This window comes from Pseudomonas sp. JV414 (assembly GCF_032424305.1).
Lineage (GTDB): Bacteria > Pseudomonadota > Gammaproteobacteria > Pseudomonadales > Pseudomonadaceae > Aquipseudomonas > Aquipseudomonas lini.
On record NZ_VYKC01000003.1, the window covers coordinates 505,691 to 519,429 of the forward strand.

The window sequence follows — 13,739 nt, forward strand, 5'->3', positions numbered from 1 at the left end:
CCGTAAAAGGGGCGCGCCTGAGCAACGCCCCTCCAGCAATGATTAAAGCCCCGGCACTCAGCCCACCCGCGCCATGCAATGCTCGATCAACGCCTCAAGCTCGCGCTGATAATCCTGCATGAACGACTCCATGGTGCTGGCTCGATAACGCTGGGTGCTGTAAATGCAACGCAGCGCCAACTGACCGTCGTACACCTGGCCGACAACCTCCAGCCAGTTGCCCAGATTGGCCTGCAGGCTGTAGTTGTCGCCGGTTTCTTCCAGCGCCGGCACCAGCAACGCTTGCTCGTCGAAGCTCTGGTCGAACTGCCCCAGATAGTTGAACGTCACCCGTGCCTGCGGCAGGTCGGCCAATTGGCGGGCCAGTTGCGGGCCGGCCAGATGACGCAACACGCCGTAGCCGATGCCCTTCTGTGGGATGGCCGCCAACTGCGCCTGTACGTTGATGATCGACGCACCGATGTCCGCGCTGTCGGGAGTGAGCCGGACCGGGAACATGCTGGTGAACCAGCCCAGGCTGCGACTCAGGTCGATGTTCTCGAACAGGTCCTCGCGACCGTGCCCTTCCAGCAGAATCAGCGCCGACGGTTGTTCGCTCCAGCGGCACAACGCCCGGCTCAGGGCCGACAGCAGCAAATCGTTGATCTGCGTGCGATAGACCGCCGGCGCCTGCTTGAGCAACTGCTCGGTGTGCTCGCTGGACAACTTGAGCCGCGCCTGAGCCTGGTGACGCACCTGATTCTTGCCGCGACGGTTGTCGCACGGCAGGTCGATACCCGGCTGATCCAGTTGCTCCAGCCAGTAGCCCAATTCCTGCTCGGCAATCACCGGCGCCTGCGCCTGCAGGGCTTCGGCAAATGCGCGATAGCTGCTGGTGCGGATCGGCAATTGCGGTTCGATGCCCATCACGCAGGCCTCGTAGGCCACCTTCAAGTCATCGAGCAAAATCCGCCACGACACCGTGTCCACCACCAGATGGTGGATGACCATCAACAGCCGCGCCTGGCCGTCCGGCAAGGCGATATGCACCACGCGCCAGGCCGGTCCATCGTCGAGTTTGAGGCTGCGCTGAGTCAGGTTGGCCAAGGCTTCGACCTGCTCACTGCTCTCGACCTCGCGGCGCCACAGCACCGGCTCGCGGCGCTCGGTCGGTGCGGCATAGCGCTGCAACCAGCGCCCGCCTTCCTGACAGAAGCGCAGGCGCAAAGTGTCGTGATGGTTTTCGATCCAGCCCAGCGCTCGTTCCAGGGCATCCAGATCCAGAGTCTGACGCGCACTCAGCAAAAACGACTGGTTGTAGTGATGAGACTCGGCCATGCCCTCGGCAAAGAACCACTCCTGAATCGGCAGCAGATTGAACAACCCGTCACTGGCCACATGGGTGAGGTCCACCGACGGTTGCGCGGTGCCCGCCTTCACCACGTCCTGCTCGACGATGCCGGCGATGGTCTGGTAGCGCATCAGATCACGCAGCTTGAGTTCCATCTGCAGGGTCGGGTGGTTCCTGACCCGGGAAATCACTTGCAGGCTCAGGATCGAGTCGCCACCCAGTTCGAAGAAGTTGTCGCTGATACCGACCTGCTCCACCTGCAACACCTGCGACCAGATCTCCGCCAGCAGTTGTTCCTGCTGATTGCGCGGGGCGACGTATTCCTCACTTTTGAATTCCGGCTCGGGCAATGCCTTGCGGTCGAGCTTGCCGTTGGGGGTGATCGGGAAGGCACTGAGGCAGACAATCTGCGCCGGTACCATGTATTCCGGTAAGGTGCTGCGCAGACCGGCCTTGAGTTCATCACCTAGCTGCTGCCCGGCGTCGGTGACGACGTAACCGATCAGTTGCTTGCCGGAGGCGTTGTCCCGGGCGATCACCAAGGCGTCGCTGACCTGCGCCAGTTGCCGCAGGCTGGCCTCGACTTCACCGAGCTCGATGCGGAACCCACGCACCTTGACCTGATGGTCGATACGGCCGACGTAATCGACCACGCCGTCCTGGCGCAAGCGCACCAGGTCGCCGGTGCGGTACAACCGCTCGCCGCCAGCAAACGGATTGGGCACGAAGCGTTCGCAGGTCAGGTCTGGCCGACCGTGATAACCACGGGCAACCCCGTAGCCACCGATGTACAACTCGCCGGCAAAACCTGGCGGCAGCGGATTCAGTTCTTCATCCAGCACATACAGCGAACGCGCGCCCACCGCCCGGCCGATCGGTGCATAAGCCGCTTCACACTGCTGGCTCACCGGCACTTTCCACAGCATCGGCGTGACCACGGTTTCCGTCGGGCCGTAGCCGTTGGTGAAGTACTCCGGACGCAGCGCTGCTTTGACCTGTTCGAAAGTCTGGTCCGGCACCGCATCGCCGCCGAAGCAGTAGATGCGCACCGGTGGCGGTGCGATACCGCTGGCCGCGGCGTACTCGGCCAGTTGCTTGAGGTAGGCCGGCGGGAAGCAGGCGATGGTCACGCCGTACTCGTGCAGTGCCTGATAAGTCTGCTCCGGCGTCCACAGGCAACCGTCCCGCACTACCAGCCGACCGCCGCTGTACAGCGTACTCAACCAGCGCTCATGAGCACCATCGAAGGCGAACGACATGAAGTGCAGCTCGCAGCTGCGGGTGTCCATTTCATACAGTTTGGCGATGGCCTGACAGTGCATGCTCAGGGGGCCCTGGGTGACCGCCACGCCTTTTGGCCGTCCGGTAGAACCCGAGGTGTAAACCAGATAAGCCAACCCTTGCTCCAGCACGCGGCACGCCGGCGCCTCATCGCCATAACGGGATTCGTCGAGGTGATCCAGTTCAAGGCGCAACAGGCCCTCGGGCGCCGGTAACGTCGCCCGCAGGCTGCTCTGGGTCAGCAGCAACGCCATGCCGGAATCTTCGATCATGTACGCCAGACGCTCCGGTGGATAATCAATATCCAGCGGCACATACGCGGCGCCGCTTTTGAGCACGGCGAGGAAGCTGACGACCATTTCCAGCGAGCGCGGCAGTGCCACGCCGATCACCACTTCCGGCCCCGCGCCGTGCTCGATCAAACAATGGGCCAGACGATTGGCCCGGCGTTCCAGCTCGCCATAGCTCAGGCTCAGCCCGGCGCATTGCACCGCAATGGCCTCGGGCTGACTCAAGGCGTGTCGGCTGATCAGTTCCGGCAACAGCTGCGGCTGATGATCCGCCGGCGGCTCGGCGCTCCAGGTTTGCATCGCCTGCCATTGTTCAGAAGACAGGCGCTGCAGGTTACCCAGGCGTTCGTGAGGGGCGCGCATCATCGCTTCAAGGGTGTTTTCCAGGGTCAGACGAATCCCCTCCACCGCCTCGGCACTGAAGTGGCTGCGCAGGTACAGGTATTCAATCGACAATTCGTCGCCGAGCGTCACCGCCAGGTCCATCGGCACGTTCGTCACGTCATGACCGATGGATTTGCCGAAGCTCAGGCCGGTATCGTTGTCCTCTTGCAGGCGATCGTCGATCGGGTAGTTCTCGAACACGATGATGCTGTCGAACAGCGCCTGCCCGCCCAGGCCGGACCAGCGTTGCACGTCCGCCAACGGAGCCTGGGAATGGTCGCGGATATCCAGGTTGTAAGCCTGGATCCGGTTTAGCCAGTCTGCCAGAGGCTGATCCGGTTCCAGCGTCTGAATGATCGGCAAGGTGTTGATGAACAGCCCCAGCATGTTGCCGACATTGGGCAAACTCTCGGGACGCCCGGACACCGTGGCACCAAAGGTCACGGTGTTTTTCCCGGTGTAGCGCTGCAACAGCAGCAACCATGCGCCCTGGATCAACGTGTTCGGCGTAATCCGCAGATCGCGGCAGAACTGCAGCAGACGACCGGTCTGTTGCGCGTCCCAATGGGAGTAAATGGCGTTGTGGCCAGGCTCATCGGACACATGCCGTGGATGGATGGCCTGGCTCAACGCCGTCGCCTCGTTGACCGGGGCCAACCGGGCTTTCCAGAACAGTTCCCGGGCGTCCTGGTCCTGGGCTTGCAACCAGGCGATGAAGTCGCGGTAGCGGCCGTTTTCTGCGCTGATTTCACCCTTGGCGTAGTGCTGGATCACCTCACCAAACAGCCGCGAGCTGCTCCAGCCGTCCATCAGGATGTGGTGGCTGGTCCAGACCATCTGGTACTGATCTTCAGTGCTGCGAATCAACAACACTCGCTGCAGTGGCGCCTGGGTCAGCTCGAAGCCTCGTGCACGGTCCTCGGCGGCCCGCGTGGCGATGTCCTCCTCGCTGACGTCGCGATCGCGCCAGTCGAGCACCTGCAAATCGAGCGTCGCCTGACGCTGGACAATTTGCAGCGGTTTGGCCAAGCCATCATGCCAGTGGAAGCTGGTACGCAGGATCGCCTGACGCGCGATGACCGCCTCCCAGGCCTTGCGGAAACGCTCAACATCCAGACCGCCCACCGGCAAACTGATCTGATTGACGTACAGGCTCGAACCATTGTCCGACAAGGTGTGGAACAGCATGCCCTCTTGCATCGGCGACAGCGGATAAATGTCTTCGATCCGGGACGGGGCTACCGGCAAGGCGTCCAGTCGGGCCTGATCCAGGCGCGCCAACGGGAAATCCGACGGCGTGACGCCGTGGCTGTCCGGCTGGCAGCAATGCTCGATCAGCAACTCCAGTTCCCGGGCGTATTCCTCGGCCAGGCGTTCGATGGTCGAGGCGTTGAACATGTGCGTGCTGAACGACCAGCCGACACTCAACTCGCCGCCGTACACCTGGCCATTGAGCGTCAGCCAGTTACCCAGCAGCGCATCGTGACTGTGCTCTGCGCCCTTGACCTCATCGGCCGGCACAAACAAGGCACCGCTCTGGCTATCAAAGCTGCCATCGAACTGGCCCAGGTAGTTGAAGGTGATACGCGGTGTCGGCAGGGTCCGCAGCGACGCCTGGCACGCCTCGTCACCCAGATAACGCAACACACCGTAACCCATGCCACGATCCGGAATCGCGCGCAGTTGCTCCTTGATTTGCTTGATCGAGCCGGCCAGCTCCTGGGTCGGGGTCAATTTGACCGGGAACAGACTGGTGAACCAGCCTACTGTGCGGGTCAGATCAAGGCCGTCGAACAGATCTTCACGACCATGGCCTTCAAGCTGAATCAGCACCGACGACTGTTCGCTCCAACGGGCGATCACCCGTGCCAGCGCCGTCAGCAACAGGTCGTTGACCTGTGTGCGGTAAGCCGCCGGGGTCTGTTGCAGCAGTCGTCGGGTCAAGGTCGGGTTCAGGCGACTGTAAAGCGTCAAGGCATGGCGGCTTTGCAGGCTGCCCTGGGGGTTATCTTGCGGCAGCGGCGCGCCGTCCGAGCGCTGCGCCTGCCAGTAAGGCAGTTGTTCAAGCAGCGATTCACTGCGGGCGTGACCTTGCAATTGCTCCGCCCAATGCTTGAAGGACGTGGTCTTGGCCGCCAATGCCAACGGTTCGCCGGCCAGTAACTGGCAGTAGCTGCCCTGCAAATCCTCCAGCAGGATCCGCCACGACACACCATCGACCACCAGGTGATGAACGATCAACAACAAGCGCTGTTCGCCCTCAGGCAAATCGAACAACACCGCGCGCAACAACGGGCCTTGTTGCAGATCCAGGCTGCGTTGGGCTTGTTCGGCGACGCGTTCCAGGTGGGCGGCATCACTGACCGATTCCAGCCACAACGGCGACAGGCGCTGTTGTTCCACGGTCCGATAGCTCGCCGACCAGCTGCCTGGGGTTTGTGTAAAGCCCAGGCGCAGGCCGTCGTGATGATCGATCAGCGCGTGCAAGGCCTGCTCAAGCGGCGCGGCCACCAGAGGGTTCAACGGTTTGAGCAGCACCGACTGATTCCAGTGATGACGCTGCGGCAAGGGTTGTTCGAAGAACCATTGCTGAATCGGCAGCAACGGTGTCTCACCTGTCACCGGGCCTTGATCGGTTGGCGCCAGGGCTTTGCCGAGCTGCGCGACAGTGGCCAGCCCCTGGACGGTCTGCTGCTGGAACAGATCCTTGGGCGTGAAGCTGATTCCCTGCTGACGCGCCCGGCTCACCACCTGAATGGAGATGATCGAATCGCCGCCCAGGGTGAAGAAGTTGTCGGTCACGCCGACCCGCGTAAGTTTCAGAATGTCTTGCCAGATCCCGGCAATCTGCTGTTCCAGCGCGGTGCGCGGTGCCACGTAATCGCGTTGCAGCGGGTTGGCGCCCGGGGTCGGCAAGGCCTTGCGGTCGAGTTTGCCGTTGGGGGTCAGCGGCAATTGTTCGATGAACAACCATTGCGCCGGCACCATGTAATCCGGCAGATGTGCCTTGAGGCCGGTCTTGAGTGCCTCGCTCAGATCGTCCTGCTGTTGCGGGCTAAGATCGGCCTGCGTCGGCACCACATAGGCCACCAGTTGCTGACCGCTATGGCCTTCCACCGCCAGCACCACGCCTTCGCGCACGCTGTCGTGGGCCAGCAGGCGTGCTTCGATTTCACCCAGTTCGATACGGAACCCGCGCACCTTGACCTGATGGTCGATGCGGCCGACGTATTCGATCAGGCCGTCGTCACGCAAACGAGTCAGGTCGCCGGTGCGGTACATCCGCTCGCCATGGCTGGCCAGCGGGTTGGGCACAAAACGCTCGGCGGTCAGGCCCGGGCGGAACAGATAGCCACGGGTAATGCCGTCGCCGGCCAGGTACAACTCGGCCGCAACGCCAATCGGCGCGGCCTGCAACTGGCCGTCGAGCAAGTGCGCGGTGGTATTCACCAGCGGCCGACCGATGTTCGCCTGACCGCCGGCTTCGCGGCGGGTGCAGGTCGAATAGGTGGTGTCTTCCGACGGCCCGTACAAATCGTAAACGTGCTCGACCGAGGTCTCACGGTACAGCGTGTCCACCAGGCCTTGCTTGAGCGGTTCACCCGCAAGATTGATGATGCGCACACCTGAAGGGATCTGCCCGGCGCGCTGCAAGGCCGCGATGGCCGACGGCACGGTGTTGATCAGGCGCACCTGATCGCGTTCCGGCAGGTCCGGCAACTCCAGGGCGTTGCGCGCCATGATGATCGAGCCGCCGCGGGCCAGGGTGACGAAAATCTCCCACACCGACAGGTCGAAGCACACCGAGGTCGAGGCCAGTACGCCTTGCAGATCCTCCTCGCTGTACACCTCGTGCGACCAGTGGATCAACGCCTGCACGTTGCGATGAGCAATCGCCACGCCTTTGGGTTTACCGGTGGAACCGGAGGTATAAATCACATACGCCAGGTTGGCCGAGTCGATCCGGCCCTCAAGGTTGTGCGGTGCCTGGTCGGCGAAGGCCTGACCGCCCGCCTCGACCCACACCCCTTGGGCTTGGGTCTCGGGCAACTGCGACAGCAAGTGCGGCTGGGTCAGCAACACCCGCGCCTGACTGTCGTCGAGCATGTAGGCCACGCGATCCGCCGGATAGTCCGGGTCCAACGGCACGTAGGTGCCACCGGCCTTGAGCACCGCCATCAAGGCAATCACCAGCTCGGCGGAACGGGGCATCGCCACGCCCACGCGGATTTCCGCACCGACACCCAGCGTTTGCAGATGACGGGCCAGTTGATTGGCGCGGCGATTGAGTTCGGCATAGGTCAGCCCAGCACCGGCATGCCGTAAGGCAATCGCCTGTGGCCGCGCTTCGACCTGGGCTTCAAAGCCCTGATGGATCAAGGCCTGGGCCGGGTACGCCGCATGATGGTCATTCCATTCGGCCAGCGTGCGCAGCTCGCTCGCCGGCAACAGGCCGATCTCGCCCAGCAGGCGTTGCGGTGCGTCGAGGAACTGGCGCAGCACTTCTTCCAGATGAGCGGCCAGGCCGGCAATGCTGCGCTCGGCGAAGTGCTCGGTGAGGTAGTTGAAGTCCAGGCTCAATACTTCGCCGGCACCGGCGATCAGCGTCAGGCCGTAGTTGGTTTGCTCACGGTGTTCGAGACCGCTGAAACGCAAGCCGCCCGGATTGGCCTCCAGGGTGTCGGACACCGGGTAGTTTTCGAACACCAGCAAGGTGTCAAACAACGCTTCGCCGTTGAGCGCCGCCAGGCGTTGAATGTCTTGCAATGGCGTCTGTTCGTAATCGCGCAGCAGCAGGTTTTTGTCCTGCACGCTGCGCACCCAGTCGCTGACACTGCAGGTCGCTGGCGGGCTGGCGATTACCGGCAGGGTATTGATGAACAGGCCCAACTGTTGCTCGATACCCGGCAGGTCCACCGGGCGACCGGACACCGTCGCGCCGAACGCGACACTGCTTTGCCCGGTGTAGCGCTGCAACACCAGCAGCCACGCGGCTTGCACCAGGCTGTTGAGCGTCACTTGCTGCTGACGCGAGAAACCGTTGAGGCGCTGGGTGAAGGCTGCGTCAAAGGTCAGCTTATGCACGCCTTTGCCGGGGCCGGGCACGGTTTGTCCGTGGCAGGCCGAGGCCAACCGCGTCGGTTCGTCCAGTTCGGCCAACTGCCCGCGCCAGAAGGCTTGCGCCGCGTCCTTGTCCTGGCGTTGCAGCCAGGCCAGGAAGTCGCGATAACGGCCCTGCGCACTCGGCACCGGATGCCCGGCGTAATCCTGCAGCACTTCGCCAAACATCCGCGAGTTGCTCCAGCCGTCCATGAGAATGTGGTGGCAGGTGAAGATCAGGCGATGACGGTCATCGGCGGTGCGCAGCAGGCACAGGCGTAGCAGCGGCGGATTCTGCAAGTCGAAACCGCGTTCGCGATCGGCCAAGGCACGGGCCTCAAGCGCGGCTTGCAAGTCCGGTTCGGCGCGCACATCCACTTCCGGCATTTCCAGGGTCAGCTGGCGATAGATCACTTGCAGCGGTGTATCGAGGCCGTCGCGGCCCCAGATGAAACCGGCGCGCAGCACTTCATGACGATCCACTACCCGCTGCCACGCTTGCTGGAAGCGCGGTACGTCCAGACCGTCGATATCCAGCAGCATCTGATAGACGTAAGCGCTGGCATCGGCGTCGTACAGGCTGTGGAACAGAATGCCCTGCTGCATCGGCGCCAGCGGGTAAATGTCCTCGATCCGCTGCGCCGCAATCGGCAAGCTGTCCAGATGCGCCTGGGACAACCCGGCCAGTGGCACATCGGAAGGGGTCAGGCCGCCGCTCGGATGGCTCAGGCAATGGTCGATCAACTCACCCAGCGCAACTTCATAAGCGCGGGCTAAAGCGTTGATGGTCGCCTCTTCGAACACGTCACCGCTGTAGGTCCAGGTCAGGCTCAATTGCCCTTGGTAGACACGGCCGTCGATGGTCAGCCAGTTGCTCATCGGCGCCTGTTCATCCTGCCCGGCGCCCTTGTCTTCGGTGGCCGGCACCCACAGGGCGTCTTCGTCGAAGTTGTTATCGAACTGCCCCAGGTAGTTGAACGTCACCTTGGGTTGGGACAAGCCGCTCAGGGCTGCTTGCGCAGTGTCGTTGCCCAAATACCGCAGCAAGCCAAAGCCGATGCCTTTGTTCGGGATCGAGCGCAGTTGTTCCTTGATGCCCTTGATGGACGCTTCGAGGCTGGCCTGCGGAGTGAGGCGCACCGGGAACATGCTGGTGAACCAGCCCACGGTACGGCTGAGGTCGAGGTCATCGAACAGGTCTTCGCGGCCATGCCCTTCGAGTTGCACCAGGGCGCTGTCGGAGGCGGTCCACTCACACAAAACCCGGGCCAATGCGGTCAACAGCAAATCGTTGACCTGAGTGCGATACACCGCCGGCGCCTGTTGCAGCAGTTGCCGGGTGCGTTCGGCATCCAGACGCGTATCGACGCTGCGCTCGAAACGGTTCTGCAGTTGTCCATCAGGGTTGTCCAGCGGCAAGTCTGTCGGCGCTTCGGCCAGTTGCTCGCGCCAGTAATCCAGCTCGGTTTCCAGCCCGGTGCTGCGCGCATAACCTTGCAGGCGTTCGCCCCAATCCTTGAATGCCGTGGTCTTGGCCGGCAGGCGCAACGGCGTGCCGGCGCTCAGTTGCTGATAAGCGGTTTGCAGGTCTTCCAGCAGAATCCGCCACGACACACCATCGACCACCAAATGGTGGATCACCAACAGCAGTCGCTGACTGGCGTCGGGCAAATCTACCAAGGCCGCACGGATCAACGGGCCGTCGCTCAGGTTCAGGCTGCGCTGCAACTCCAGGCACAGCGCTGGCAAGGCCTCGCTGTCAGGCAACGCCACGGTGCGCAGCAGTGCGTTCGGCTGATCGACGGCGGCATGTTCCTGCGCCCAGCCACCTGCGGTCTGGCGATAGCGCAGACGCAAGGCATCGTGATGCCGTTGCAGATGTTCCAGGGCCTGCTCCAGCGCAGCCGCTTGCAGAGGTTCGGCCGGGGTCAGCAGGATCGACTGGTTCCAGTGCTGACGCTGGGGAATGTCGGTGGCGAAAAAGTACTGTTGAATCGGGGTCAGCACGGCAGCGCCAAGCACATCACCTTGCATCGCCTGCACCGCATCGCTCTGCTGTGCGACGGTGGCCAGGCGTTGCACGGTCTGGTGCTGGAAGATGTCCTTGGGCGAGAAGCGGATGCCCGCCTGACGCGCCCGGCTGACCACCTGAATCGAGATGATCGAATCGCCGCCCAGTTCGAAGAAGTTGTCGTTGAGCCCAACCCGCTCGACTTTCAGCACGTCCTGCCAGATCTCGGCCAAACGCTGTTCGAGCTCGCTACGCGGCGCCGCGTAAGCTTCTTGCACCAGGCTCACATCGGGGTTGGGCAGTTGCTTGCGATCGAGCTTGCCGTTGGCCGTCAGCGGCAGGCGGTCGAGGAACACCCAGCTGACCGGCACCATGTAGTCCGGCAGGGTTTCACGCAATTGCGCCTTGATCAAATCGCGCAAGCCGCCATGGGCATCTGCGTCCAGTGGCTCGTTCGGCACAATCCAGGTAGCCAGTTGCTGCCCACTGAGCCCTTCGACCGCCAGCACCACGGCTTCACGCACGGCGTCATGGTTGAGCAATTGGGTTTCGATTTCCCCCAGCTCGATACGGAAACCGCGAATCTTTACCTGATGGTCGATACGGCCGATGTACTCGATCACCCCGTCGCCACGCAGTCGCGCCAGGTCGCCGGTGCGGTACAAACGTTCGCCGGCCACAGGGTTAAACGGATCCGGGACGAACCGGGTGGCGCTCATGCCTGGCTGGTTCAGATAGCCCCGCGCAAGCCCGGCCCCGGCGATGTACAACTCGCCGATACAGCCTTGGGGCACCAGGTTCAGCGCGTCATCGAGCAAGTACCACGACAGGTCGACAATCGGCTCGCCGATCGGGCTGCTGTGGGTCTGTTGCAAGTCCGCCATGGACAGTGGGCGATAGGTCACATGCACGGTGGTTTCGGTAATGCCGTACATGTTGATCAGAGTCGGCGCGCGGTCGCCGAAACGCTCGAACCAGGGGCGCAGGCTCTGCACTTCCAGCGCTTCGCCACCAAACACCACGTAACGCAGCGCATGGTTGCGCGACGAAGCACTGGCCACCTGCATCAGCGGTTTGAACGCCGACGGCGTCTGGTTCAGAACGGTGACCTGTTCATCGCAGAGCAAGGTGTAGAACTCTTCCGGCGAACGGGTGACGTCGTGGGGCACCACCACCAGTTTGCCGCCGTGAAGCAGCGCGCCGAAAATTTCCCAGACCGAGAAATCGAACGCGTAGGAATGGAACAGCGTCCAGCTGTCCTCGGGGCCAAAACCGAACCAGTGATCGGTGGCGCTGAACAGGCGAATGACATTGCCATGGGGCAGCAACGCGCCTTTGGGCTTGCCGGTGGACCCGGAGGTATAAATCACATACGCGAGGTTGTCAGCGGTGGTGCGGCAAGGAGGGTTGGCGGTGCTGCTGTCCTGCGGAGGTTGATTCAGGTCCAGACAGGCCAGCCCCGGTGGAATCGGCAGCTGCGCCAACAGGTGACCCTGGGTCAGCAACAGCTCGATCCCGCTGTCCTCAATCATGTAGCGCAAACGGTCGTCGGGGTAGCTTGGGTCCAGCGGCACATAAGCGCCACCGGCCTTCAGCACAGCAACAATGGCGACGATCATGTCCAGCGAACGCTCAACCGCCACGCCCACTCGAACATCGGGGCCGACGCCACGGGCGATCAGCTGATGCGCCCATTGGTTGGCCTGTTGATTGAGTTCGGCATACGTCAGCCGTTGCCCGGCGAACACCACCGCTGGCGCATCTGGACGACGCTCGGCCTGAGCCTCGATCAACTGATGAATGCACTGGCTGACCGGGCGCGCCATCGGGTTCGGGTTCGGGCTCGGGTTCCAGTGCGCGAGAAGTTGTTGTTGCTGCGCGTCATCGAGCACCGGCAGCTGGGCAATGCGCTGGGTCGGGTCCTCAACGATTGCACGCAGCAGGTTGCGCCAATGCTGCGCCAGACGTTCGATGGTCGCAGGCTCGAACAAATCGGTGGCGTATTTGAGCACCGCTTCAATGCCATGGGCCTGTTCGGTGGTGTTCAGCACCAGATCGAATTGCGCGGTTGCGCTTTGCCACTCCAGCGGCTCGATGCTCAAGCCGTTCAACCGCGTCTCGACACTGATCCGGCTTTCGGCCTGGTGATTGAACATCACCTGGAACAACGGGCTGTGACTCAGGCTGCGGCCTGGCTCCAGGGCTTCCACCAGTTGTTCGAACGGCAGGTCCTGGTGCGCTTGGGCTTCCTGGGCGGTTTGCCGAACCTGGCGCAGCAGATCGACGAAGCTGGCTTGCCCGTCGACGTCCGCCTTGAGCACCTGGGTGTTGACGAAGAAACCGATCAGACGCTCGATCTCCACGCGCCCGCGGTTGGCCACTGGCACACCGACGCGAATATCGGCCTGGCCGCTGTAGCGGTGCAACAAGGCCTGGAACGAGGCCAGCAACAGCACAAACAGCGTGACGTTTTCCCGTCGGGCAAAGGCCTTGAGGCTGTCGCTCAGTACCGGGTCCAGAATCAGGTTATGGCTGGCCCCGGCAAAGCTCTGCTCCACCGGACGCGCACGGTCAGTGGGCAACTCCAGCACCGGCTGCTCGCCGCCGAGCTTGTGTTGCCAGTAGGCCAGTTGACGCTCCTGTTCGCCGGCCTCCATCCATTGCCGCTGCCACAGGGCGTAGTCGGCGTATTGAATCGGCAAGGCCGGCAGCCCGGCGTCATGCCCGAGGTTGAAACCGGCATACAGCTGCACCAGTTCCTCGATCATCACCTGCAACGACCAACCGTCCGACACGATGTGGTGCAGGGTCAGCACCAGCACGTGATCATGCGGGGTGACTTGCAGCAGGGCCGCGCGCAACAGCGGGCCGGTCTGCAAATCGAAAGCTTGCTGGCTCTGGGTCTGGACGAAGGCCTGGATCGACGCCTGCGGGTTTGCCGCCAGTTCAGGGCTCAGCTCGTGAATATCCAGGGCAAACGATCCTGCGGGCAGGATCGTTTGCAAGGGTTGCCCGGCGTCTTGAGTGAACACCGTGCGCAAGGTTTCGTGACGTTCGATCAGCGCCTGGACGCTGCGCTGCAACGCGGCCACATCCAGCGGGCCCCGCAAGCGCAAGGCCGTGGGAATGTTGTAGGCCGCGCTGTGCGGCGCCCATTGCCAGAGAAACCACTGGCGCTGTTGAGCGTAGGACAGCAACAACGGTTCTTCAGCCGTGCGCTTGAAAACCGGGGCAATGTCAAAAAGGTTGACGCCTTTCTGCTTGAGCAGAACCGCCAGAGCCTTTCTTTGCTTAGCCGAAAGTTGTCCTACCGACTCGATTAACTCTTGCACGCGTTGTTCCC

1 protein-coding gene is annotated in these 13,739 nt (G+C 62.7%); it reads right to left on the reverse strand.

Annotated features, from left to right (window positions below; genetic code table 11):
* Window positions 1–57 precede the first annotated feature (57 nt).
* Entirely contained in the window at window positions 58–13,728 is a 13,671-nt protein-coding gene (locus F6R97_RS07045) for a non-ribosomal peptide synthase/polyketide synthase (RefSeq protein ID WP_315866296.1), read from the reverse strand.
* Window positions 13,729–13,739: the final 11 nt, after the last annotated feature.